Annotated in this window: 23 protein-coding genes; all 23 read left to right on the forward strand. The window is 48.3% G+C overall.

Annotated elements, in window-relative coordinates:
* Position 1: 1 nt before the first annotated feature.
* Entirely contained in the window at positions 2 to 679 is a 678-nt protein-coding gene (locus ACESLM_RS02110) for a phosphocholine cytidylyltransferase family protein (protein ID WP_372629551.1), read from the forward strand.
* Positions 676 to 1,395, forward strand: coding sequence for a CDP-alcohol phosphatidyltransferase family protein (locus ACESLM_RS02115; RefSeq protein WP_372629553.1), 720 nt, complete (start codon positions 676 to 678; stop codon positions 1,393 to 1,395). The genes ACESLM_RS02110 and ACESLM_RS02115 overlap by 4 nt, the downstream gene beginning before the upstream one ends.
* 42 nt (positions 1,396 to 1,437) lie before the next feature.
* A complete protein-coding gene (locus tag ACESLM_RS02120) occupies positions 1,438 to 2,364 on the forward strand; it encodes a CatB-related O-acetyltransferase (RefSeq protein WP_372629555.1) in 927 nt (308 codons plus the stop codon).
* A gap of 2 nt (positions 2,365 to 2,366) precedes the next feature.
* A complete protein-coding gene (locus tag ACESLM_RS02125; RefSeq protein WP_372629557.1) occupies positions 2,367 to 3,464 on the forward strand; it encodes a phytanoyl-CoA dioxygenase family protein in 1,098 nt (365 codons plus the stop codon).
* Between the two features lie 41 nt (positions 3,465 to 3,505).
* Positions 3,506 to 4,504, forward strand: a complete 999-nt coding sequence (locus ACESLM_RS02130) for a TylF/MycF/NovP-related O-methyltransferase (RefSeq protein ID WP_372629559.1) — start codon at positions 3,506 to 3,508, stop codon at positions 4,502 to 4,504.
* Positions 4,505 to 4,530: 26 nt separating this feature from the next.
* The gene (locus tag ACESLM_RS02135) at positions 4,531 to 5,610 is read left to right on the forward strand and encodes a class I SAM-dependent methyltransferase (protein ID WP_372629562.1); all 1,080 of its coding nucleotides are present in this window, start codon (positions 4,531 to 4,533) and stop codon (positions 5,608 to 5,610) included.
* A 70-nt stretch (positions 5,611 to 5,680) separates the two neighbouring features.
* Positions 5,681 to 6,598, forward strand: coding sequence for an ATP-grasp domain-containing protein (locus tag ACESLM_RS02140; RefSeq protein ID WP_372629673.1), 918 nt, complete (start codon positions 5,681 to 5,683; stop codon positions 6,596 to 6,598).
* A 16-nt stretch (positions 6,599 to 6,614) separates the two neighbouring features.
* Positions 6,615 to 7,763: a hypothetical protein gene (locus tag ACESLM_RS02145; protein WP_372629565.1), complete on the forward strand. Its 1,149-nt coding sequence runs from the start codon at positions 6,615 to 6,617 to the stop codon at positions 7,761 to 7,763.
* A gap of 33 nt (positions 7,764 to 7,796) precedes the next feature.
* The gene (gene pseI / locus ACESLM_RS02150) at positions 7,797 to 8,849 is read left to right on the forward strand and encodes a pseudaminic acid synthase (RefSeq protein ID WP_372629567.1); all 1,053 of its coding nucleotides are present in this window, start codon (positions 7,797 to 7,799) and stop codon (positions 8,847 to 8,849) included.
* The gene (locus ACESLM_RS02155) at positions 8,846 to 9,580 is read left to right on the forward strand and encodes a cytidylyltransferase domain-containing protein (protein ID WP_372629569.1); all 735 of its coding nucleotides are present in this window, start codon (positions 8,846 to 8,848) and stop codon (positions 9,578 to 9,580) included. The genes pseI and ACESLM_RS02155 overlap by 4 nt, the downstream gene beginning before the upstream one ends.
* A 4-nt stretch (positions 9,581 to 9,584) precedes the next feature.
* Entirely contained in the window at positions 9,585 to 10,649 is a 1,065-nt protein-coding gene (gene pseG, locus ACESLM_RS02160) for a UDP-2,4-diacetamido-2,4,6-trideoxy-beta-L-altropyranose hydrolase (RefSeq protein WP_372629571.1), read from the forward strand.
* A 40-nt stretch (positions 10,650 to 10,689) separates the two neighbouring features.
* On the forward strand, positions 10,690 to 11,577 hold the full coding sequence (locus tag ACESLM_RS02165; RefSeq protein ID WP_372629573.1) for a methyltransferase domain-containing protein: 888 nt from the start codon (positions 10,690 to 10,692) through the stop codon (positions 11,575 to 11,577).
* 23 nt (positions 11,578 to 11,600) lie between these two features.
* Positions 11,601 to 12,548 (forward strand): dTDP-glucose 4,6-dehydratase, encoded by a 948-nt coding sequence (locus tag ACESLM_RS02170; RefSeq protein ID WP_372629575.1) that lies wholly within the window; start codon positions 11,601 to 11,603, stop codon positions 12,546 to 12,548.
* Between the two features lie 23 nt (positions 12,549 to 12,571).
* Positions 12,572 to 13,753: a UDP-4-amino-4,6-dideoxy-N-acetyl-beta-L-altrosamine transaminase gene (gene pseC / locus ACESLM_RS02175; RefSeq protein ID WP_372629577.1), complete on the forward strand. Its 1,182-nt coding sequence runs from the start codon at positions 12,572 to 12,574 to the stop codon at positions 13,751 to 13,753.
* 156 nt (positions 13,754 to 13,909) lie between these two features.
* Complete coding sequence (locus tag ACESLM_RS02180; RefSeq protein ID WP_094047522.1) at positions 13,910 to 14,107, forward strand: cold shock domain-containing protein; 198 nt, start codon at positions 13,910 to 13,912, stop codon at positions 14,105 to 14,107.
* 200 nt (positions 14,108 to 14,307) lie between these two features.
* Positions 14,308 to 14,868: a ribosome hibernation-promoting factor, HPF/YfiA family gene (gene hpf, locus ACESLM_RS02185; RefSeq protein WP_372629579.1), complete on the forward strand. Its 561-nt coding sequence runs from the start codon at positions 14,308 to 14,310 to the stop codon at positions 14,866 to 14,868.
* Between the two features lie 179 nt (positions 14,869 to 15,047).
* Positions 15,048 to 16,133, forward strand: a complete 1,086-nt coding sequence (rfbG, locus tag ACESLM_RS02190; protein ID WP_372629581.1) for a CDP-glucose 4,6-dehydratase — start codon at positions 15,048 to 15,050, stop codon at positions 16,131 to 16,133.
* Entirely contained in the window at positions 16,130 to 17,695 is a 1,566-nt protein-coding gene (gene rfbH, locus ACESLM_RS02195) for a lipopolysaccharide biosynthesis protein RfbH (RefSeq protein ID WP_372629583.1), read from the forward strand. The genes rfbG and rfbH overlap by 4 nt, the downstream gene beginning before the upstream one ends.
* A 150-nt stretch (positions 17,696 to 17,845) precedes the next feature.
* Positions 17,846 to 18,190: a hypothetical protein gene (locus ACESLM_RS02200; protein WP_372629585.1), complete on the forward strand. Its 345-nt coding sequence runs from the start codon at positions 17,846 to 17,848 to the stop codon at positions 18,188 to 18,190.
* 149 nt (positions 18,191 to 18,339) lie between these two features.
* A complete protein-coding gene (gene secA / locus ACESLM_RS02205; RefSeq protein WP_372629586.1) occupies positions 18,340 to 20,853 on the forward strand; it encodes a preprotein translocase subunit SecA in 2,514 nt (837 codons plus the stop codon).
* Positions 20,854 to 20,885: 32 nt separating this feature from the next.
* A protein-coding gene (prfB, locus tag ACESLM_RS02210) for a peptide chain release factor 2 (RefSeq protein WP_372629588.1) occupies positions 20,886 to 22,005 on the forward strand; the annotation gives its coding sequence in 2 pieces (ribosomal slippage) (positions 20,886 to 20,963 and positions 20,965 to 22,005; 1,119 coding nt in all).
* Between the two features lie 232 nt (positions 22,006 to 22,237).
* On the forward strand, positions 22,238 to 23,167 hold the full coding sequence (locus ACESLM_RS02215) for a YitT family protein (protein WP_372629590.1): 930 nt from the start codon (positions 22,238 to 22,240) through the stop codon (positions 23,165 to 23,167).
* 219 nt (positions 23,168 to 23,386) lie between these two features.
* Positions 23,387 to 24,439: an N-acetyl-gamma-glutamyl-phosphate reductase gene (gene argC, locus ACESLM_RS02220; protein ID WP_372629592.1), complete on the forward strand. Its 1,053-nt coding sequence runs from the start codon at positions 23,387 to 23,389 to the stop codon at positions 24,437 to 24,439.
* Positions 24,440 to 24,457: the final 18 nt, after the last annotated feature.

A 24,457-nucleotide genomic window follows, 5' to 3' on the forward strand; every position in this document is an offset into this window, starting at 1 on the left:
AGTGAAGATAATTATACTAGCAGCAGGAATAGGATCGCGTTTGGGGAAGCCTCATCCCAAAACACTAACCCTCCTATCGAATGGTCGTAGTATCATGCAGAATCAAATCAAAGCGTTACTCCGTTATGTAAGCATAGAAGATATTTATGTCGTAGTTGGTTTCAAGAAGGAACTGATCATGGAGGCATTCCCGGATGTTGCATATGTTTACAATGATTATTTCGATACAACAAATACCTCCAAAAGCTTGCTTCGTGGATTAAGGAAAGTTCAAAATGAGGATGTTATTTGGATTAATGGCGATGTCGTCTTTGATCATCTCGTAATTGATCGGCTTATACGTGAACCTCGATCATGTATGGCTGTGAACACTTTAGCGGTCGGGCAAGAAGAAGTAAAGTATGCACTGAATAGTAATGGAATTATTAATGAGGTTTCTAAACAGGTCGAAAATCCTGAGGGTGAGGCTGTAGGAATTAATAAGGTTATTGCAGCGGACATTAGTTTATTGCTGAAAATGCTAAATGATTGTTTGGATACTGATTATTTTGAGAAAGCAATCGAATTTGCACTGCCTCACGGACTTCAAATAGTACCCGTTGATATTTCCGATCTAATTTGTACGGAAATCGATTTCGAAGAAGATTTGATTAGAGTGAATGAACAACTTAAGGAGTGAGTGAGCTGAACTCCACTTGGAAGGGGAAGTACATTCGCTTCAGAAATAAATATGTAGTTCAGCAACGTAGGCAGCATGAATATGTAGTAAATCGATATTATGCGCATTTGATTGATCCCTTTTTCACAAAGTGGGCTTATGATCTTAAATTATCCCCCAATACGGTAACTATATTTAATGGACTAATAGGAGTTATTGCAGGGGTTTTCTTCTTGCTCGAGTTTTGGATTGCGGGAGCACTGTTGCTTCAGATACATCATTTCCTAGATGGGGCAGATGGTAATTTAGCCAGATTAACAAATCGTTGTACTCCTTTCGGAGCTAAGTTGGATCAGATAAGTGATCAAATTGTTCGGCTTGTGATATTCCTAAGTCTAGCTATAAGTGTTGAAGTACCATTATGGGCTAAAATTGCTCTTCCACTAACAATATTTTTAGATGTTTGGATTGTTCATAGTTTTGTTCTACCTTTTGCAAGAAAACAGACACTAGTAAGATCAAAATGGAAACAATGGTTTTTGAACAAGGGAATTATCCCTGGGGTTGATATCTTTACAATATTTTTCGTTATTTCAATATCATCGTTTTTTGGTTGGCTAACCTATGCAATCTACTTTATTATTTTGAGCAAAAATTTAGATTGGATGTATCGAGTATGGGAATGCATAAAAACAATTAATCGAAACAAAAAGGAGCAAGATACACAAGAGGTGTGAATTTCACCTTCATTGGAGGGATAATATATTTTCGGAAAAATAGTGCAACGACTTATTAAAATTGAAAAATCGCTGTTAGATAAAGAAATCGTTATTTTTGGTTGCGGGGAATACGGGAAATTAACCCTTGTTGCACTGAGGAGTTTATCATACTCTCCGAAGTATTTTATTGATAATGATCAATCAAAATGGGATCAACAACTAAACGGTCTATCGATTAAAAATCCGATTAATATATTGGAAGAATTACATTCTAATATAGTAGTGCTTGTGGCAAGTGTATATAGTGGAGAAATAGCTATGCAATTAGAACAAATGGGCTTTCAAAATAATAAAGATTTTTATTTATTGAACAGAAGGGAAGTAAATTATAACGCAACTAGACCTAGAATAATAAATGGAGTTTCGGTTGGTAGATATAGCTTTGGAGTGGAGAAGCATTGCTACTCGGGGTGCAAGATTGAAAGCATCGGTTCTTTTTGTTCAATCCATGAAGATGTGGTTCTAGGCGCAGGCAATCATCCTATTAGCTTAATTTCTACACATCCAATGCTGTACAAGGATAAAAACCATTTGTGCGGGCATGATCACGTTCCCGTAGGAATACTGGACAAATATAATCGGCCTTATTTGAAAGAGATCTCGAAGTATTGTAAGAATGATAAAATCATCATCGGAAATGACGTTTGGATCGGAGCCGGGGTTGTAGTAATGCCTTCGGTGAAAATTGGCAATGGTGCTATCATAGGAGCTAATGCGGTTGTAACAACAGATATACCCGATTATGCTATAGCGATAGGAGTTCCGGCAAAGGTTTTGAGGTACCGCTTTTCGGAAAGTGAAATCGATATATTAAACCATACAAAATGGTGGAATTGGACAGACGAGGAGATTGCGGAAAGCAGTCACTTATTAACTGATCCGAGTCTTTTTTTTGAAAAATATAAAAAAAGAGTGGAGGACAACTAACCATGCCTACTTCTAATTTGCAGGAAAGTGGATTTTGTGTAGTGCGTAATGCAGTGGATAGTGCAACATTAGCAGCAATGAGAGAGTTCACTGAGGATTTAATTCATTTTGTTGATCATCAGGGACTGGATCCCTTTTATAAGTATTACTTACCGCATCGCAATGAGAATGGTGTTTTTTTGGACGTTTTCCAAAGACATCCGGAGTTTCATAATTGGGCGAAACTCCCGAGCGTCCTGGACCAACTAGAGAATGTGATAGGTCCAGACATTTTTTTATATGAGAATAGCTTGCTATATAAACCCAAAGGAAAGAAAAATGGTGTTCCATGGCATCAAGATTTTATAAGCAGAGCCCACGAACCAATTAAATATATCGTTTGGGTCGCTATTGACGATGCCAAAATCGAAAATGGATGTTTAAAGGTCATACCGGGCTCGCATAAAAATGGCTTATATCCTTATCATACTGTTCAAGGTGAAGCACATCACAGTAGGATCAATCAGGAGTATGTCGATGAGAGTAAAGCAATATATCTGGAAATGGATGCAGGAGATGCGGTTATTTTTAGTTCGCATTTATTTCATTCTAGTGAAGAGGTTCATAGTGATAAACCCCGCAGAGCATTCCGCGCCGCCTACCAAGGCTTTGATGAAATTACAGTACCAAGAGGGGCGCCTTTCGTGGTGAGAGGTGGTACTCCGAAATCTCTTGCTCAGCGATTTAATAATCAGAACGATTTACTTAATCGTATTTTGATGGAAAATAAAAAGCTAAAAGCTTTTCATATGGACTTTATTAAATTTCTGACTGCTCCACATAAACCGACTCTCATCTTTGGAACGGGAAGTCACGCTGAGAATGTTTTTAAGTCAATTCAGTTGGTGAACGAAAAGTATGGAAGTGAGTTGAAGATAAGTGGATTTTTGGATAACGATAAACAAAAATGGGGTGCTAAGTTTTTTGATATCGATATAATTGCGCCGAGTATCGAGCTAATTAATAAACATAACGTGATAATTGCTTCAAGTTATTATAATGAAATCTATTGTCAACTAATAAACCTTGGGGTATCTAAATCCAATATTATACTTGCGTAGCTAACTTTAAGTACATTTCGAATAATATGGGGAGGGATTCTATGACACCTGATCAATCTATTAATGAAGAGTTCATAATATTTGGAACCGGCAGTTTACAGAAAAGATTTATTGAAGATTGTCCAAATCTACAAGTGAAGTACTACCTAGATAATGATCCGTTGAAGTGGGGGGAACTTCACAAAAATAAAATAATAAAGAATTTGAACGACTGTAATCTAGATGAACTTAAGAACTTCAAAATATTAATTGCGAGCTCATATTATAGCAGTATTTCATCACAACTTACAAGTATAGGGCTCATCGAAAACGTCAATTATTTTCATGCATATTTATATGCGCCACGTAAAATTGCAAAAAAATATTTTAGGATACATGATGATATGGAAGATGAGTTTTATGATATTTATATCCAGTGCATGAGCTATACTGGGACGTCCGTAGAGCGTATGTATGCTCTATATCAATCGATTAAACATATAGTAAGTATAGATATAGAAGGCGATATTGTTGAATGTGGCGTGTGGAGAGGTGGGAGTATGATGCTGTGCGCCCTTACTCTCAAACAATTGAATTGTGTGAATCGGAAGCTTTATCTATATGACACTTACTCCGGAATGCCAATGCCTAATAAAATCGACATTAATCATGCAGGAGAAAGTGCAATCGATAAATGGTTGGAACATAATGGTGAACATTGGTGTGAGTCCCCTATCTCTGAAGTTAAGATAAATATGAAAAAAACGGGGTATCCAGCGGATAATATTATCTTCATTGAAGGTCTAGTTGAAGATACAATTCCGAATGTTATTCCTAGTAAAGTTGCTTTATTGAGATTAGATACTGATTTTTATGAATCAACCTATCATGAACTGAAGTACCTCTTTCCGATCTTAAGTTGCAATGGCATTATTATCCTAGACGACTACGGACACTGGAATGGGGCAAAAGAAGCGATTGATAAGTATATCAGTGAAAATAATTTGAAATTACTTCTACATAAAATAGATTACACAGGGCGTATTGCACAGAAAGCTTAACCAAATGTTATTAGGGAGCTAGCTTAATGAGACTAAACAGGAGAAATTTAAGTAGAAAAAAATATGTAATATTTGGTGGTGGGAATGCAGCGAAAGATTTCCTGTTAAACTTTCCCTACAAGGATAAATTGTCATATATGGTAGATAACAATGTTGAGAAAAGGGGGATGGTTTTCGAAGGGTTACGGATAGAGGGGCCTGAGAAACTACTTACAGAGGATAAAGGCGATGTACTTATATTTATTGCAAGTTCTTACTATAAGGAGATTTCAGAACAGTTGGTTGGTATGGGATTTAAGAAATCAAATAACTTTTTGGTGTGGAATGGAAAACTTAAATTGCTAAAGAGAGTTTATGGGGGGGGAATAAAATTTTTGCATAGCAGAATTTGTGGAATTCATCCCTACAATACAATTTTTAGCTTTAACTATCATAATGTAAGCAAAATAATTAGAGATATAAAAGAATACTCAACATTGTTTCAAGGGAAATTAGTAGATATCGGTGCTGGAAAGAGTCCCTATTATGATCTTTTTAATGTAGACGAATATACTGCCGTTGATTTTCCCAACTCCCTTCCAAAATCAGAAAAAAGAGAGATACAGCAAGTAACTGGCGATGTCTTAAAACTGCCATTAGGTGATGAAACTTTTGATTGTGCAGTATCAATGCAGGTTCTGGAACACGTCTCTGACACCAATCTTGCATTGTCGGAGATAAATAGAATATTGAAAGTTGGGGGTCTAGTATTAATTTCAGTACCTCATATTTCTCCTATACATTTAGAACCTCATGACTATTACCGATTTACTCCGATTGGGATGTCAACATTACTTAAGAGAAATGGGTTCTCAATTATCTCGTCCAAACAACAAGGAGGTGTATTTGCAAGTTTAGCATTGACATTAAATATGGATATCGTAATTTCGAAATATGATGAGAGTACATTTAACTTCAAACCAAGTATTGCGAGGATGGTATTCTTGTCTCCATTAATAGGCTTAATTAACAGTATCGCGTTCATAATGGATAAAATATATAAGAGCGATAGAAGCCCAACGAATATTTTTGTAATTGCTCGTAAAGAAAGTAGTGCACACAATTAATTGGCTTTTGTAATATAAGATTAAGATGCACCAAATTTCTGAGGGGTGATATCGAATTAGCACCATTCTCATTACTTCGATTGGAAGAAGAATCCAACTTGTCAGACACTTTATAAGTAACGGTTGGGATGTAATAGGGACGGATATTAATCCGAAAGATTGTTCTGCACAAATGATTGTAGATAGAATATATAAGGTTCCTAAGTACAATGATCGCTTATATTCAGATCTATTACTTGAATTATGCAAAGAACATAGTGTGAATTTCATAATCCCATTATATGAGCCAGAACTAATACAGTTAGCTGAACGAAAACATGATTTTTTAGAGTTGGGAATCAAGGTGATTGTATCCAACACTAATTCATTGGAAATGTGTTTGGATAAATTTCAATTATACGGATGTTTGATTCGCAATGGATTCTCTACTCCTGAAACTTATAGCGAGATGACATCATTTGACTTAGAGCATAAGTGGGTTGTTAAGCCCAGACTAGGAATGGGCAGCCAAGGAGTTTACATCTTGGAATCCAATGAAATTGCACATTATTTTTCAAAGAAACCGAATCAAATTATCCAACGATTTATAGAAGGTCAAGAATACAGTATCGATGCTTATGTTGCCGAGGATGGTCAAATACTCTCGGTTGTTCCGAGGCTGCGTTTAGAAGTTCGATCTGGGGAGGTCAGCAAGTCGATTACTGTTGAGGACGAATCGTTGACGTTACAAAGCGTAGAACTACTTAAACACCTTAACTTAATAGGCCCAGTAACAATTCAAGGCATTAAAGAAAAAAGTACAGGGAAGTTCTACTTCATTGAGGTTAATCCCCGCTTTGGCGGCGGAGTTCCTCTTACCATTCAATCTGGGATTCCTTATGCTGATTTTATCGCGGGTAAACATAATCTGCAACCGGGACAGCTACATCCCTATCAAGCGGGCTTAAAGATGCTTCGTTACGATGAAGCGGTGTATGTTTCTGAATAAGGTCGGGTGACCAGTAGTGAAGAATGTATTAGTATACCCCTGCGGTACAGATGAGGGGCTGGAATTAAACAAATCGCTTGGCCAAATGATTCATTATCGCCTATATGGAGTGAGTGATACGAATGGAGATCGAGGTGAACATGTATATCTCAATCATGAAGGTGTACTGAATCTAGATGAAGCACACTTTGTTGATGAGTTAACTGAAATCGTGGAACGTTTGCAAATCGATTTTATTTATCCAGCGAACTCCGAGGCAAGGTTAATACTATCAAAATACGGTTTGATTCAGCAGGCAGAGGTCGTAGCATGTTCACATGAAGCGTGTCTTGTTTGTGATTCTGCTGAGAATATATCTGACTTTTTTAATAAGGATCTGTTAGTACAGGATTCCAGTAGTCTTCAAAAGCTAGAAGAATCACAATTTGAGATCTATTCTGTTGTTTGCTTCACAGATAGACAAGGAGATATTAAGTTTACAAAAATACTCGAGAACACGGAGTATGTACTGCGTGAACCCAATATTTCAATTCTGGCCTTGGATCATGTTCGCGGAATAGCCAAGAAGATAAACAACAAAATTCAGTTGAGGGGTCCATGGTCATTCGAGATCGCGATGATGAAAAGTCAGGATACAGCCTTAATCGGAATTACTCCAGGCTTTTCAGCGCAGATGGGGTTCTATCGGAACAAAGGTGTTAATCTGGCTACCTTATCGTTATTCGATCGGTTGGGACATGATATCGAGATAAGGGAAAGAGAGTTACAAATAAAGGCTGTAAAGGTTCAAACGTCTCTTTACCATATTCATTACGAATACGACGATGTATATGTGGATTTAGATGATACGATTCTCGTTAATAATCTGGTGAATCCCCTAATAATCGCTTTCATATATCAATGCCGTAATAAAGGAAAGAATGTTCACCTCATCACTAAACACCGTCATGAACTTTCAGAGACTCTTGAAAAGTTTAAAATTACAACGCTTTTCGATACTATCATATGGTTAAAGAGCTTCGATCAGAAGTGTCTGCATATGAAATCTGAGAGGGCTATCTTTATAGATGACGCATTTTCCGAGCGCAAGCAGGTGTCAGAACGGCTAGGTATTCCCACCTTTGAAGTCAGTGCCGTAGAGAGTTTGATGGATTGGAGATTATAATTGACTCGGGATATCATTCGAAGGAGCACAGATATGACTAAGGAATTTCGAATTGCGAATAGATTCATAGGAAGCGGTCACAAGCCATTCGTAATCGCTGAGATGTCCGGTAACCATAATCAATCTCTGGACAGGGCGCTTGCTATTGTCGATGCTGCTGCGGATGCAGGAGTCGATGCGTTGAAGCTGCAGACGTATACGGCGGACACAATGACGCTCGACATCGATGAGGGCGATTTTTTTATTAGCGATGATTCCAGTCTGTGGAAAGGAGCGTCCCTATACAAGCTCTATCAAGAAGCATATACGCCATGGGAGTGGCACAAGCCGATCTTCGATCGTTGTCGTGAGCGAGGAATTATTCCGTTCAGCACACCTTTCGATGAGACGGCTGTTGATTTCTTGGAGAGTCTGGATGTGCCGGCATATAAAATCGCGTCTTTCGAGAACACGGACATTCCCTTGATTCGCAAAGCTGCGAGAACGGGCAAACCGCTTATTATTTCAACCGGGATGGCTACGGTGGCCGAGTTGGACGAAACTGTAAGGGCTGCTCGTGAAGCGGGCTGCGAGCATCTCGTCCTCCTGAAATGCACAAGCACCTATCCATCGACACCGGAAAATTCCAATCTATTAACGATGCCGCACTTAAAGCAGCTTTTCGATTGCGAAGTGGGCATATCGGATCATACTTACGGAATCGGGGTCAGCGTAGCGAGCGTTGCGCTCGGCGGTACAGTTATCGAAAAGCACTTTACGCTGGCTCGTGCAGATGGGGGCGTGGACTCGGCCTTCTCGATGGAGCCTCACGAGATGAAAGCGCTCGTGGAAGAAGCGACGCGAGCATGGCAAAGCCTTGGGCATATTCAGTACGGGCCAACGGAAGCAGAAAAACATTCCATGACTCATCGCCGGTCCTTGTACGTGGTAAAAAATATCAAAGCGGGCGAAGTCTTCACTGCGGATAATATTAGAGCTATTCGTCCGGGAGCGGGCCTGCCTCCGAAGTATTACGATACACTAATCGGAAAGACAGCTCGCCAAGATATCGCATTAGGGACGCCGCTGGACTGGAATTTAGTATGAAAACATTAATCGTCATTCAGGCCAGAATGGGGTCTTCGCGATTGCCGGGCAAAATTCTAATGCCGCTGGGCGCCAGTTCCGTTCTGGGGTATGTCGTCGATCGGTGCCGACTAGTGACTTCCGCTATGGATGTTGTCGTCGCGACATCCCGTTCAGAGCAGGACGATGCCGTCGAACAGTGGTGTGCTCACCATCGCGTATCTTGCTATCGAGGATCGGAGGAAGACGTGTTATCCCGCTACGTGGAAGCTTCCGCGCCGTATGCTCCGGATTACGTCATGAGGGTTACAGGAGACTGCCCCTTCATCGACTATGAATTCGCTAGCGATGTGGTGAAGAAGATGAGAGACGAGCCAGCCGACTTCGTAATCTATCCCGATCACGATTTGCTGTTGCCGAGAGGAATCAATGCGGAGCTTATGTCCTTATCGGCTCTTCTTTCCATGGACAAGCTGGGACGTGAGCCCAGGCACCGGGAACACGTCACTTACTATGCCAAGGAATTTCCGGATGCATTCACTCGAACGTTATTCGAGGTTCCTCCGGCTCTCAGGCACCCGGAGCTGCGCATCACCCTGGACACACCAGAGGATTATGCGCTGTGCAAAGCGATCTCCGAAGCTTTCCCGGACGACATCGCCGTTCCTACTACGAAGGTGATTGCTTACTTGTTGGGCAATCCGGACGTTGCGGCCTTGAACGCCCACATCGAACAAAAAGCGGTGATCTGACCTGATGAGACTAGTCGTATTTCGGGTAGATGCTTCCGTGTCCATTGGAACCGGACATGTCATGAGATGCCTGACCTTGGCCGATGCAATGAGAGAGAGGGGCTATGCTTCTCTCTTTATCTGCCGAAGGCTTAATGGGAACCTGGGAGACGAAATAGAGAAACGTGGGTATCGAGTAATCTGGATCGATGAGTATTCACCAATGCAGTTGGGGCGTTCGCAGGAAGATGCAGCGGCAACGGTTCGTATCCTAAAGCAAATGAACCGTTCTGTAAATTGGCTCATTATCGACCATTATGAGATTGACCGCGATTGGGAAGCGATACTGAAGCCTTACGTTGAATACATCATGGTCATTGACGATTTGGCTAATCGATCTCACCTGTGCGACCTGTTGCTGGATCAGAATCTGCATGCGGATGAAGAAACCCGATATCGGGAACTGGTGCCCTTGCACTGCAAGCGACTAATCGGCCCGCGTTACTTACTGCTGAGTCCTAGCTTCTATTCGCTGAAAAGAAAACTTTCCCGGAGACAAGGGCGTCTGGAGAACTTGCTCGTGTTTTTCGGTGGAAGCGACCCGACGAATGAGACGGTCAAAGCGCTGAAGGCGTTGTCGGAATTGGATGTCGTGCCATCCCACACAACCGTCATTATTGGTTCGGCGAATCCTAATAGGGGATATATTCGGGAACTATGCGGCCAGATGGATAAAGTTAGATTATATGTTCAAGTCGATAATATGGCGGAACATATCGCGCAAGCCGATTTCGCGTTAGGAGCCGGCGGTGTTGCGATGTGGGAGCGTTGTTTCCTGGGACTTCCTTCCGCAATAACGATCGTAGCGGATAATCAAAAGGCGAGTGTGGACGCGGCCGAAAAGTACGGAGCGGTATGGAGCCTAGGGTGGCACGATCAAGTGAATCCCGGTACTTACAGGAAGATCGTGGAACGAGCCATGAGTTTACCTGATGAACGAAGGATGATGAACGGCAAGGCATTAGAACTGTTCGAGCGGTCCTCCCGTCCTATTGTGCTTGATGAGATTCTGGCTTTAGAGGAATCATAGCTCTGCAAATCAAATTTGCTTAGTCAGGAGTCAGCCATACATGGAGAAGATTCGTGTTTTAGACAAAATAAAAGAAATATACGAACAGAAGCAAAATATCATCCGTTTTCTAAAGGAAATGGATGAGCGAAAGCACAATACGGTGGAAGATATTCGCATCAGCTATGACTTTCAAGCGGGAACTTATACGGATCGGTATCATAGAAGGTTTGATTTTCTCCAAAAGTATGCGGCCCAACTGGCACAGACAATAGATCAATTGGGGAGCTTTGATACAATATTGGAGGTCGGAGTTGGAGAGGCGACAACCTTGGGGCCGTTGCAGTCCCATCTTAATCATCCTCCGAAATCCTCTTTCGGATTCGATATTTCCTGGTCTCGCGTGAAGTACGGCAGAAAATTTCTTGAAAGTATCGGACAACGAGCTGAATTATTCGTCGGTGATTTATTTAATATCCCGCTTAAAGATAGTTCAGTCGACATTGTATATACGTCTCATTCCCTCGAACCTAACGGTGGAAGAGAACGAGAAGCGCTGGAGGAACTGTATCGCGTAGCGAATAGATACCTGGTGCTGCTGGAGCCCGCTTACGAGCTCGCGGATGACAGAGCCCGCGCCCGAATGGTCGAGCACGGATACATTCGCGACTTGCACGGAACGGCTCGGGAGTTGGGGTACAAAGTCATTGAGCATCGTTTGTTCGGCCTTAGCGCCAACGCGCTCAATCCGACAGGTCTTCTTATTATCGAGAAGAACGAGGCTTCCGGAAATGCCGGTTTCCAATGCCCAGTTACGAAGACGGAGCTTATCTATAAAAACAATGCCTATTTTTCGCGGGAGGCACTGATTGCTTACCCGACATTGGATGGCATCCCTTGTCTTCTTGAGGAGCATGCCATTCTTGCTACGAAGTTTTTGGATGAATAAATTCCAAGTCGGAGGTTCTATAAATGAATATTCTACTCACCGGAGGAGCCGGATTTATCGGCAGATGGGTGACTAAGCGGCTTTTGGACGACGGACATGCCGTATGGATTCTAGACGACTTGTCCAACGGACGCGAGGAAAATATTGAAGAGTTTCGCGGTCACCCCGGATTGAGAGCTTTCGTAAGAGGCTCCATTCTGGACGAAGCTTTGCTTGCTGAATTGTTCGATAAGCATGCCCTTGATATTTGCTACCATCTTGGAGCGTCCATTAACGTCCAGGACTCCATCGATGACCCGCGCACTACCTTCAATAACGATACCGTCGGTACCTTTTATATCTTGGAGCAATGCCGTAAGCATCAGGTCAAAGTCGTATTTATGAGCACCTGCATGGTGTACGACCGCTGCACAGACGCTTCAGGAATCTCTGAACTGCATCCTACGAAACCGGCATCTCCCTATGCCGGGGCAAAGATCGGCGCCGAGAACATGGTGCTGTCCTATTATTATGCTTACGGGCTGCCAACGGTGGTCATTCGTCCATTCAATACATACGGTCCCTTCCAGAAGACAGGGGGAGAAGGCGGAGTCGTTGCGATTTTCATCAAAAACAAGTTAGCGGGAAAGACTCTGAATATTTACGGAGACGGAACGCAGACGAGAGATCTGCTGTATGTGGAAGACTGCGCACGATTCGTAGTAGAGGCCGGTTACTCGGACACTGTGAACGGTGAGATCGTTAATGCGGGATTGGGACGGGATATTTCGATCAACGAGTTAGCGGAACTTGTTGTTGGGGATGCGGAACGTATCGCGCACGTCGAGCATATTCATCCTCAAAGCGAGATTCAAAAGCTGCTGTGCGATTACAGGAAAGCGAGCAGGCTCCTAGATTGGAAGCCCGAGGTTTCGTTGGAAGAAGGCATTAGCCGTACTGAGTGGTGGATTCAATCCACCAACTTAATTTAATTGGATGGAAGGAGAAGCATAGTATGACCGAGTCTAACCGTCCGACGCGAACTACCTTTCTCCCCTACGGCCAACAAGCCATTGACGAAGACGACATCGCAGCCGTTGTCAATGTGCTTAGAAGCGACTTCATAACGCAAGGCCCGGCTATTGAACGATTCGAGCGGGCGGTTGCGGAATATTCGGGAGCAAAGTTCGCCGTTGCTTTCTGCAATGGGACGGCCGCGCTTCATGGCGCCTGCTATGCGGCCGGTATTGGTGCAGGAGACGAGGTCATCACGACTCCGATCACGTTTCTCGCAAGCAGCAATTGCGTTCTCTACTGCGGAGGAACACCAGTTTTCGCGGACATTCGCTCGGATACCTATAATCTCGATCCAGATGAGGTTGCTAAGAAACTTACGTCCAGAACGAAAGCGATTATAGCTGTCGATTTTACCGGACAGCCGGTCGAGATCGATCGATTGTCCATGTTGGCTAGGGATCATGGTCTCGTATTGATTCAAGACGCTGCGCATTCCCTGGGTGCCACCTATTCTGGAAGACGTGTAGGCTCGCTGGCCGATATGACGATGTTCAGCTTTCATCCTGTCAAGCATGTTACGACGGGGGAAGGCGGGGTCATTGTTACGGCCAATCGGGCATATTACGAGAAACTTCTGATGTTTCGCAGCCACGGCATGACAAAAGATCAGCAGCTTCTAGAGCAAAATGACGGGCCCTGGTATTACGAGATGCAGCAGTTAGGCTACAATTATCGTATAACGGATATACAAGCGTCGTTAGGAACGTCTCAGATGGCAAAACTGGATGGCTTCGTCGAACGCAGAAGGGAGATTGCGCAAGCTTATAATCAAGCCTTCAGCGATGTTCCAGGATTGCAGATCCCCTTTCAGCTTCCACAAACGGATTCGAGCTGGCACTTGTACATCCTTAGATGGGATGAGGAGCACTTTGACGGAGGACGAGATCGTGCATTCGAAGAGCTTCGCAATTTGAGAATTGGCGTTCATGTCCATTACATTCCTATCTACCGACAGCCGTTCTATCGGAAGCTCGGATACAGCTCGGACGGATTCATAGAAGCGGAACGCTATTATCGGACAGCCATGACGCTGCCTCTTTTTCCGAAAATGACTGATGCTGACATTCAAGATGTCATTGATGGAGTTAAATTCGTCACGGCTAAGCTGCGTAAAGAGTGAAACATCAGCTGAATTTCAAGATTGATGCATACAAGATGACACCGCTTACAAAAAAATCATTGACACCAATCTTTACCTGATGTTATATTCGGGATGTGGGCTGGGTATAGATGCCTATGTCTAACGTCATTTGAATATGAAGGGAATGTTTAACACATGCAAGGTAAAGTAAAATGGTTCAATGCAGAAAAGGGTTACGGTTTCATTGAAACCGAGCAAGGTGGGGACGTGTTCGTTCACTTCTCGGCTATTCAAATGGACGGTTACAAAGCGCTTGAAGAAGGCCAATCGGTGGAATTCGACATCGTACAAGGCGCAAGAGGTCCTCAAGCGGCTAACGTTACCAAACTGTAATCATCCGGCGCGATCGCGCCTAACTCACATAAGAACAACGCACCGCTTCCCTGGAGTAATCCAGGGTTTTTCTTTTCTCCGATTCGACGATTCGCAGAAATAATTTAAGTTTTCAAAAAATTCAAAATTATTAACTGAATGTTTTGAATAGCCCCTCTCAAATGTGATATGATGGAGGTAAGCAAAGGAGGAGTTGCCCCATGAAATACAACATTCGAGGTCAGCGCATGGAAGTCACAGATGCTTTAAGAGAGTACGTGGAGAAGAAGCTGAGTCGTCTGGAAAAGTATTTTGAAACGCCTCCGCAATCCGATGTTAATGTAACCTTGAGCGTTACGAAGGGCCACCAAACCATCGAGGTTATGATTCCGCTACCGGGAGCGATGCTTCGCGCCGAAGAGAAGCGGGACGACATGTACGCTTCGATCGATTTCGTAGTGGACAAACTGGAAAGACAGATTCGCAAGCACAAGACGAAGATCAACCGCAAATTCCGCGAGCCGGGATCTGCCAGAGCGTTATTCAAAGAAGACTTCGGCAACGGAAGCAGCGTGTCGACGTTGGCTCGCGAAGAAGACGAGAACCTGGAGCTCGTACGGACCAAGCGCTTCAACCTGAAGCCGATGGACGTCGAGGAAGCGATCCTGCAGATGAATCTCGTCGGACACAACTTCTACGTGTTCGCGAATACCGACACGAAGGAAGTGAATGTCGTTTACCGTCGGGACGACGGCAGATACGGGCTGATCGAAGCCCAATAATCCATAACGGACAATCCAGCCTCGGCGATCTCGCCGGGGCTTTTTAGTGTCTGCGCATCTGCGCAGCCGGCTCACCTCCAAGACATCTGCCTCTTCTCTCGAAGTACAAACCTTCCCGACTTCTCTCCAATATGATGAAGAATGAGGGCCATAAAGGTAGTTAGGGCAGCAGAGGAGGCATGAAAGTGAGCCATTTCTGGAGCGGTCGCAAAGTGCTGATCACCGGCCACACAGGGTTCAAGGGGAGCTGGCTTGCGCTGGCGCTGTCGCGACAAGGAGCGGTATTGACTGGTTACGCTCTAAGACCGCAAACAGACCCGAGTCTATACCATTTATGCAGAATCGGCGATATTGTAGCGGATCGACATGGAGATGTGAGGAGTTTAGACAATCTGAAGAAGGCCGTCCTTCAATCCGATCCGGAAGTCGTATTTCATCTTGCCGCCCAGCCTCTCGTTCGCCGTTCATATGCAGATCCGGTCTCTACATTCGACACGAATTTGATGGGAACCGTTAATTTGCTGGAATCCGTTCGGCAATGTCCTTCGATACGGGCGGTCGTCATAGCGACGACGGACAAAGTTTACGAGAATCAAGAGTGGATATGGGGATACCGGGAAAATGAACGTCTCGGCGGCAAAGATCCCTACTCGGCGTCGAAGGTGTGCGCGGAACTGGCCGTTCGTGCTTATGCGGAGTCCTATTTTCCGGAGGACCGTTATCCGATTCACGGATTGGCGATCGCGACCGCGCGAGCGGGTAACATTATCGGCGGCGGGGATTGGTCGGAAGACCGCCTCGTTCCGGATTGCCTGCAAGCGTTGCAGGAGGGGCGGGAGATCGTCCTTCGGCATCCGCTGGCGACGCGCCCATGGCAGCATGTGCTTGCACCTGTAGAAGGGTATATGCGATTGGCGGAATTTCTATACAAGGAGGGCCCTGCCTACGGAGGTGCGTGGAATTTCGGTCCGGGGGACCGCGATGTCCAAAGCGTTGGTTATATCGCGGACCAGCTTCGGCGAATATGGGGATCGAACGCAGCCGTTTCCGCACCGGATCAGCCGACCTCGGGCTGGCCGGAAGCCCGCATCTTAAAGCTCGACAGCTCCAAGGCAGGAGTTCGGCTTGATTGGCATCCACGCTGGGATTTGCATACCTCGCTCCTCAAGACGGTGGAATGGCATAAAGCCTATTTGCAGGGTGAAAATATGGCCGACCTGTGTCTCCGCCAGATCGCCGAATACGAGGAGGGACAGTCGGAATGACGATTCAGCCGGGCTCGATATGGCAGGTCAACTGGAGAGGGGAACGGCGCGCCGCGATTGCGTTGACCGGCAGCGACGAAAGCGGAGAAGCGCAGTTCATGATGTTGGCTCCTCAAGCGGAGGCACTGGCAAACGTAACCGAGTCGCAAATCACCGCTGACAAAACTTACACGATTCACGTTGATCAAATCGAAAGCTTCCTCTCCCAGGCCGACAACCGATTTCTAGAATCCCTTCTAAGAAAACGGGTACTTATCGAAGCAACTCGTCATTACCGGATCAAGCACGCAGCAAAACCTCCCTTCTCACTTGGACGGCCGATATCCTATGGAGGACGCTTCTACGATGAACGCGAAGTGCTTAACCTGGTCGATTCGTCGCTGGACTTCTGGCTGACAGGCGGCCGGTACGTGGAGCGCTTTGAGCGAGAACTTGCCACATTTCTCGGAGTCCGATATGCGCTAGTGACGAACTCCGGTTCCTCCGCCAACCTGCTCGCTTTCATGGCGCTGACTTCTCCGATGCTGAAGGACAGGAGAATATGCAGAGGCGACGAGGTTATCACGGTGGCGGCTTCTTTTCCGACGACGGTGAATCCGATCGTGCAGTTCGGAGCCGTGCCCGTGTTCGTCGACATCGATCCGGATACGTATAACATCGACGTGTCGCACTTAGAGGCTGCGCTGAGCGACAGAACGAAAGCCGTCATGATCGCGCACACGATGGGCAACCCGTTTGATCTGCAGCGCGTTCGAGAGTTTTGCGACAAGCATCGGCTATGGTTGATCGAGGATAACTGCGATGCACTCGGCTCAAAGTATTTTTACGACGGACAGTGGCGCTTGACCGGAACGATCGGCCATATCGGCACATCGAGCTTCTATCCTCCGCATCACATCACGATGGGGGAAGGCGGCGCCGTGTACACGAACGACCCTCGGCTGAAGCGGGCTGTCGAGTCGTTCCGGGATTGGGGACGGGATTGCTGGTGCGCTTCCGGCAAAGACAATACGTGCGGAAGACGCTTTTCTCAGAAGTTCGGAGAGCTTCCGGAAGGCTACGATCACAAGTATGTATACACTCACTTCGGATACAACCTCAAGATTACCGATATGCAGGCTGCCGTAGGTTGCGCTCAGCTTGATAAGCTCCCCGGGATCGTCGAGGCCAGAAAAAGAAACTGGAGGATGCTGTACGAAGGTTTGCTGCCCTTGGCGAATCTGTTTCAACTGCCTAGAGCGACCGACAACTCCGATCCTAGCTGGTTCGGGTTTCTCCTGACCGTACGGGATAACGCGCCGTTCACGAGAGAGAGGATCGTCCGCCATCTTGAAAATAAAGGCATTCAGACGCGCATGTTGTTCGCGGGAAATCTGCTGAGACAACCGCTGTTCGACGAGATGAGAGCATCCGGCGCAGGGTATCGCGTTGTTGGTGAACTGCTCCATACGGATGACGTGATGAACCGTTCTTTCTGGCTTGGCGTATATCCAGGCTTGGGAGCAGAGGAGATTCGATTTATTGTGGAGGAAATTCGTCGATTCGCGCTGTCAAATTTCTAATTTGATCGCGGAGCCTGTCCATGGTATGATGAAGGCATCAAACAACCGGACGCGAAGCACGCGCCGCTCGACTTCCTCGCGGAGAGTTGGGCGGCGTTTTGGCTTCCAACTAGCGAGTATACGATTAATAACCTTAGGGGAGGGAATCAAATGGACGAAACGAAGGAAATCCTGCTAGCGATTAAGCACAGCGTAGAAATGATGGACGCCAAGATCACCAGAATCGAGCACGACATCACGGGACTTAAATCGGACGTAGCCGGACTTAAATCGGACGTAGCCGGACTTAAAACGGACGTAGCCGGACTTAAAACGGACGTAGCCGAACTTAAATCGGACGTAGCCGAACTTAAATCGGACGTAGCCGTACTCAAATCGGACGTGTCTGATCTCAAGAAAGGCCAGCTTCGCCAAGAGCGCTTGCTCGAGACGTTGTGTCTTCGTTCCTTGGAGCAAGAAAACATCGTGCGGGATCTTCAATTGAATCAGCCATAATTTCATCTGTCCCTCCGCTGCCTGCCTGGGCAGCATTTTTTATGCCCGAATGACTTCCATTTCCAGTCGCCCTTCCTTGCCCCAATACCCCCGAACTGATAAAATGTAAAGATATAGTTAGCCCGCGAGAGAGAGGGGTACATTCGATTATGATGGGACTTGTCAAAAAAATATTCGGAGATGCCAATGAACGAGAGGTGAAACGGCTTCTCAAGACCGTCGAGCGAATCAACGGCCTGGAATCTTCCGTTTCCTCGCTAAGCGACGATCAGCTTCGCGCGAAGACGGACGAGTTCCGCGGACGCATCGCCAAAGGCGAGTCCTTGGACGATATTCTGCCCGAAGCGTTCGCCGTCGTGAGGGAAGCGTCCAAGCGCGTGCTTAACATGCGTCATTTCGACGTACAGCTCATCGGGGGCATGGTGCTCCACCACGGCAAGATCGCGGAGATGAGAACCGGCGAAGGGAAGACGCTTGTCGGAACGCTCTCGGTTTATTTGAACGCGCTGCAAGGCGAAGGCGTCCATGTCATTACGGTCAACGATTACTTGGCTCAGCGCGATAGCGCGCAGATGGGGCAGATTTATACGTTCTTGGGCATGACGGTCGGCTGTAATCTTCACGGGCTTTCCCATGAGGAGAAACAGGCGGCTTACGCGTGCGACATCACTTATGGAACAAACAACGAATTCGGCTTCGACTACTTGCGCGACAACATGGTCCTGTACAAGGAGCAGATGGTTCAGCGTCCTCTTCATTACGCCATCATCGACGAAGTCGACTCCATTCTTATCGACGAAGCGCGTACGCCGCTCATTATTTCCGGACAAGCGCAGAAATCGACCGAGCTGTACTACGCGGCCGACCGGCTGGTCAGCAAGCTGACGGATACCGAAGACTACACCGTAGACATCAAGCTGCGCACGATCGCGCTTACCGAGACCGGCGTGACGAAGGTCGAGAAGGCCTTCAACATCGACAACCTGTTCTCGCACGAGCATGTCACGCTCAACCACCATGTGAACCAGGCGCTGCGCGCCCGTTATATTATGAAGCGGGACGTCGATTACGTCGTTCAGGAGGACGAAGTCGTCATCGTCGACGAATTCACCGGGCGTCTGATGGCCGGCCGCCGCTACAGCGAAGGCCTCCACCAGGCGATCGAAGCGAAGGAGCAGCTCACCGTTCAGAACGAGAGCATGACTCTTGCGACGATCACGTTCCAGAACTACTTCCGGATGTATCGCAAGCTCGCCGGCATGACCGGTACGGCGAAGACGGAGGAAGAAGAGTTCAAGCGCATCTACGGCCTCGAGGTCGTTCAGGTGCCGACGAACCGTCCTATGGTCCGCAACGATATTCCTGACGTCGTGTACAAGTCCGAGAACGGCAAGTATAAGTCCGTCGTCGAAGAGATCGTCAATCGGCACGCGACGGGGCAGCCGGTGCTCGTCGGCACCGTCTCGATCGAGAACTCCGAGCGCATCTCGGAGCTGCTGAAGAAGAAAGGCGTCGCGCACCAAGTTCTTAACGCCAAGTATCACGCCGAGGAAGCGGCAATCATCTCCAACGCGGGCCAATACGGCGCGGTTACGATCGCGACGAACATGGCCGGACGCGGTACGGACATTCTGCTGGGCGAAGGCGTAGCCGAGAAGGGCGGCCTTCACATCATCGGTACGGAGCGTCACGAGTCCCGTCGGATCGATAACCAGCTCCGCGGCCGCGCCGGCCGTCAAGGCGACCCGGGCTCCTCGCAGTTCTACCTGTCGATGCAGGACGAGCTGATGAGAAGGTTCGGCGCCGACAACATTATGGGCATGATGGAACGTCTCGGCTTCGACGAGGAGTCCCCGATCGAGAGCAAGCTGATCACGCGCGCGATCGAATCGGCCCAGAAGCGAGTCGAAGGCAGCAACTTCGATACCCGCCGGATCGTCCTTCAGTACGATGACGTCATCAACCTGCAGCGGGAGAAAATTTACGGAGACCGCCGCGCGATTCTGAACGCCGACAATATCCGCGACATCGTCTCCGGCATGATTCGCTCCGTCATCGCCAAGTCGGTGGAGAATCATTGCTCCGACAACGACGTGCCGGAAGAATGGGATCTGGACGGTCTGGTCGCCTACGCTCATTCCCACTACTTGCCCGAAGATCGCTTGACGAAGGACGATCTGTGGGGCAAGGAAAAGGAAGAGATGATCGAACTGATCACCGGTCTCGTAGACAAGCACTACGACGAGCGCGAAGAGACCATCGGCGTAGAGACGATGCGCGAATTCGAGAAGGTCGTCGTCCTGCGCGCCGTCGACAGCAAATGGATGGACCATATCGATTCCATGGACCACCTGCGCCAAGGCATTCACTTGCGCGCGTACGGCGGCAACGATCCGCTCAGAGAATACCAATTCGAAGGCCACAACATGTTCCTCGCCATGATCGAACGGATCGAGGAAGAGGTCGCCCTGTATATTACGAAGGCGCAGGTGCAAGCCGCGCCTAAGCGCGAAGCGGTCGCCGAAGGCCAAGCCGTCGACACGAAAGCGGAAGCGGGACCGAAGAAGCCCAAGATCCGCAGCGCCGCAACCGTCGGCCGCAACGATCCGTGCCCTTGCGGCAGCGGGAAGAAATACAAAATGTGCCACGGGCGCATAGAATAGTAGCCCCAAGATTTCAACGAGGTGATTCAACGATGTTCGAGCTAGACATATCCGATAAGCAAGACCTTCGCGCCAACGCGAAGCGATTACAGCAACTTAGGGGGTCTCTTTGACTTAGATCTGAAGAAAGAACAGATCGAGAACTACGAAGTCAAAATGAGCGAACCGAATTTCTGGGACGACAACGAGAAGGCGCAAGCGCTCATCGGAGAGATGAACGCCGTCAAGTCGGTCGTCGATCAATACGAGGCCCTGGCCACCGAGTGCCGGGATCTGGAAGACATGCTCGAGATCCTCGAAGAGGAACCCGACGAAGCGCTCGGCGCGGAATGGGCCGAGAGCGTGGGCAAGCTGTCGGCCAAGGTCGACGCCTTCGAGCTGCAGCTTCTGCTTAATCAGCCTTACGACAAGCTGGATGCGATTCTCGAATTGCATCCCGGCGCGGGCGGAACCGAGTCGCAGGACTGGGCGCAAATGCTGTACCGCATGTACACGAGATGGGCGGAGAAACGCGGCTTCAAAGTCGAGCTGCTCGACTACCTTCCGGGCGACGAGGCGGGCATCAAGAGCGTCACGATCCAGATTCGCGGACATAATGCTTACGGCTATCTGAAAGCGGAGAAAGGCGTCCACCGGCTCGTGCGGATCTCCCCGTTCGACGCATCGGGCAGACGGCACACTTCCTTCGTTTCCTGCGATGTCGTGCCGGAGATCAACGACGAGATCGAAGTCGAGATCCGTCCCGACGATCTGCGCATCGACACGTACCGTTCCAGCGGCGCGGGCGGCCAGCACATCAACAAGACGGACTCGGCTATCCGGATTACTCACTTGCCGACCGGCATCGTCGTAGCCTGCCAGACACAGCGATCGCAGATCCAGAACCGGGAGAAGGCGATGCAGATGCTCCGCTCCAAGCTCTACGAGCTGAAAATCCAGGAGCAGCAGAAGGAACTGGCTGAGGTTCGCGGAGAGCAGATGGAGATCGCCTGGGGCAGCCAGATCCGCTCCTATGTGTTCCATCCGTACAGCATGGTCAAGGATCATCGCACTCAGGTGGAGACGGGCAACGTCGGCGCGGTTATGGACGGCGACCTCGAAGCCTTCATCGACGGCTACCTGCGCAGTCAGATCAAGCAAGACGCGCAATAACGAAGCAACGCGATCGGCCCTACACTTCTTGCGCGCGAGCGGCGCGCAGGAAGTTTTTTTGTACGATCAGCAAGTATAAAATCCGCTATCCTTATCTGATTCGTCTCCGACAAACCGCATTCATCGTCCTGAGGACGCCGAAGGCGGTTTTGCTTGGAGAAAATCTTCATATGCGAGGCCGTTCGGTACATAATGAATCAGAGCGTCGAATAAAGCGAGATGAGGTTCCATCATGTCCACCGCCACTACCGCCGGCACAACCGACCACCAATCGTCGGATTTGCCCTCGTATCCGAATAAAAGAAAGGGCCCGCGCTTCTCCAAACGGACAAGAACGGCGTTCAGCTATGCGGCCATGCTGGTCGGGGCCTTTTTCATAGCGGCCAGCTTTAATCTGTTCCTGCTGCCTAACCGGATCGCTTCCGGCGGGGTGTCGGGGATTTCCATTATTCTGAATACGCTCACGCACATCCCTCCCGCATATACGCAGTGGGCGCTGAACATTCCGCTGTTCATCGCGGGCTTGCTCGTGCTGGGCAAGGCATTCGGCGTGAAGACGGTCGTCGGCTCCGTCGTGCTGCCCTTGTTCGTGCTGCTGACGTCGCATTGGGCGCCTCCCACGAACGATCCGCTGCTGGCCTCCATTTACGGAGGGTTGGGCGTCGGAATCGGTTTGGGGCTCGTATTCCGCGGGAGGGGCTCGACGGGAGGGCTGGACGTTGCGGCGCAAATTTTGCACCGGGTGCTGGGCATCCGGCTCGGACTCGCGGTGGCCGCGCTGGATGGCCTCGTCATTTTATCCGCGGGCTTGTTCATCTCCCTCGAAAACGCGCTCTATGCGCTGATCGGCCTGTTCACGACAAGCAAGACGATAGACGTTATCCAGACGGGCCTCCAGACGTCCAAAGCCGCCTACATTATTTCTCGCGATCCGGAACGCGTATCGGCGGCGATTCTGAATGAGCTCGACCGGGGGCTGACGCGATTGCAGGGGACCGGCGGATTCACGGGCGACGATCGACCGGTGCTGCTTACCGTGGTCGGGCAGAACGAGGTGCTAAGGTTGAAATTGCTTGTCCGCGATGCCGATCCGGATGCATTCGTCATCATTACGAACGCGGCGGAGGTGCTCGGCGAGGGCTTCCGTGATGATCGAATATGACCGTTGCATAAATAATACTTTTGATGTATAATAATACACAACCACATCGGACGAACGACGGAGAACGCCTCACAGGAACATCTTTCATTCCCTAGCGTAATCCGTTACAATTGAGAATGTTTACGCGGGATGCCAACGCCTTCCGCAACCTAAGTCCTGACAACGGCGCGAGCCGTTTCTTGGCGATTCATCCTTTTCTAAGCTATGGAGGATACTATTATGAATGCTAAGCAAATCCGCGCGGCCATTGTCGGGTCCACCGGCTACGGCGGCGTCGAACTCATCCGTTTATTGGAATCTCATCCCAACGTGACCGTAACGTCCGTCATTTCCTCGTCGAGCGCGGGCGCTCCGATCGCGGACGGTTATCCTCATCTGACGGAGATCCGCGCCGATCTGCTCGACGATCTCGATATCGAATCGATCCGCGGCAAAGCGGATGTCGTCTTCCTGGCCACGCCGCATGGCGTCAGCCTTAAGCTGGCCCCTCAGTTTCTGGATGCGGGGTTAAAAGTAATCGATCTCTCCGGGGATTTCCGGCTGAAGTCGGGAGACGCGTACAGGCAATGGTACAAACACGAGCCTGCTGATCAAGCTCTCGTAGACCGCGCGGTATACGGTCTGTCCGAGGTGTACGGAGATCTGGTGAAACAGACCGATTTCGTGTCCAACCCGGGCTGTTTTACGACGACGTCCTTGCTCGGTCTCTATCCGGCGGTGAAAGCCGGCTGGATCGATCCGAACAGCATCATCATCGACGCGAAATCCGGCGTATCCGGAGCGGGACGGGGCCTGAACTTAAGCGCTCATTATTCCGAAATCAACGAAAACTTCAAGGCATACAAGCTGAATAAGCATCAGCACACGCCCGAGATCGAGCAGGTGCTTTCCGAAGCGGCCGGCCGGCCGGTCGTGACGACGTTCACGACGCACCTCGTGCCGATGACTAGAGGCATTATGTCGACGATGTACGGCACGCTGACGGAGAAGCGCACCGATGCGGAGTTCGTCGAATTGTATCGACAGTTTTACGAAGGGCGCAAGTTCGTCCGCGTTCGTCCTGCCGGACACTGGCCGGCGACGAAGGAAGTGTACGGCACGAACTATTGCGACATCGGCTTCTCGGTCGACGAGAGAACCGGACGCGTGACGATTATCTCCGTTACAGACAACCTGGTGAAGGGCGCGGCCGGCCAGGCGATCCAGAACTTGAACCTGCTCATGAACTGGGACGAGACGCTCGGCCTTCAGTTTACGCCGGTTTATCCATAATAGAGGACGAGAGGAACG

It is taken from the genome of Cohnella sp. (genome assembly GCF_041641335.1).
Lineage (GTDB): Bacteria > Bacillota > Bacilli > Paenibacillales > Paenibacillaceae > Cohnella.

Bases quoted from the DNA above. Each gene is read 5' to 3' on its own strand.
- ACESLM_RS02125 (WP_372629557.1), top strand. From the start codon at position 2,367: ATGCCTACTTCTAATTTGCAGGAAAGTGGATTTTGTGTAGTGCGTAAT.
- ACESLM_RS02130 (WP_372629559.1), top strand. From the start codon at position 3,506: ATGACACCTGATCAATCTATTAATGAAGAGTTCATAATATTTGGAACC.
- ACESLM_RS02135 (WP_372629562.1), top strand. From the start codon at position 4,531: ATGAGACTAAACAGGAGAAATTTAAGTAGAAAAAAATATGTAATATTT.
- pseI (WP_372629567.1), top strand. From the start codon at position 7,797: ATGACTAAGGAATTTCGAATTGCGAATAGATTCATAGGAAGCGGTCAC.
- ACESLM_RS02155 (WP_372629569.1), top strand. From the start codon at position 8,846: ATGAAAACATTAATCGTCATTCAGGCCAGAATGGGGTCTTCGCGATTG.
- pseG (WP_372629571.1), top strand. From the start codon at position 9,585: ATGAGACTAGTCGTATTTCGGGTAGATGCTTCCGTGTCCATTGGAACC.
- ACESLM_RS02165 (WP_372629573.1), top strand. From the start codon at position 10,690: ATGGAGAAGATTCGTGTTTTAGACAAAATAAAAGAAATATACGAACAG.
- ACESLM_RS02170 (WP_372629575.1), top strand. From the start codon at position 11,601: ATGAATATTCTACTCACCGGAGGAGCCGGATTTATCGGCAGATGGGTG.
- pseC (WP_372629577.1), top strand. From the start codon at position 12,572: ATGACCGAGTCTAACCGTCCGACGCGAACTACCTTTCTCCCCTACGGC.
- ACESLM_RS02180 (WP_094047522.1), top strand. From the start codon at position 13,910: ATGCAAGGTAAAGTAAAATGGTTCAATGCAGAAAAGGGTTACGGTTTC.
- hpf (WP_372629579.1), top strand. From the start codon at position 14,308: ATGAAATACAACATTCGAGGTCAGCGCATGGAAGTCACAGATGCTTTA.
- rfbG (WP_372629581.1), top strand. From the start codon at position 15,048: ATGAAAGTGAGCCATTTCTGGAGCGGTCGCAAAGTGCTGATCACCGGC.
- rfbH (WP_372629583.1), top strand. From the start codon at position 16,130: ATGACGATTCAGCCGGGCTCGATATGGCAGGTCAACTGGAGAGGGGAA.
- ACESLM_RS02200 (WP_372629585.1), top strand. From the start codon at position 17,846: ATGGACGAAACGAAGGAAATCCTGCTAGCGATTAAGCACAGCGTAGAA.
- secA (WP_372629586.1), top strand. From the start codon at position 18,340: ATGATGGGACTTGTCAAAAAAATATTCGGAGATGCCAATGAACGAGAG.
- ACESLM_RS02215 (WP_372629590.1), top strand. From the start codon at position 22,238: ATGTCCACCGCCACTACCGCCGGCACAACCGACCACCAATCGTCGGAT.
- argC (WP_372629592.1), top strand. From the start codon at position 23,387: ATGAATGCTAAGCAAATCCGCGCGGCCATTGTCGGGTCCACCGGCTAC.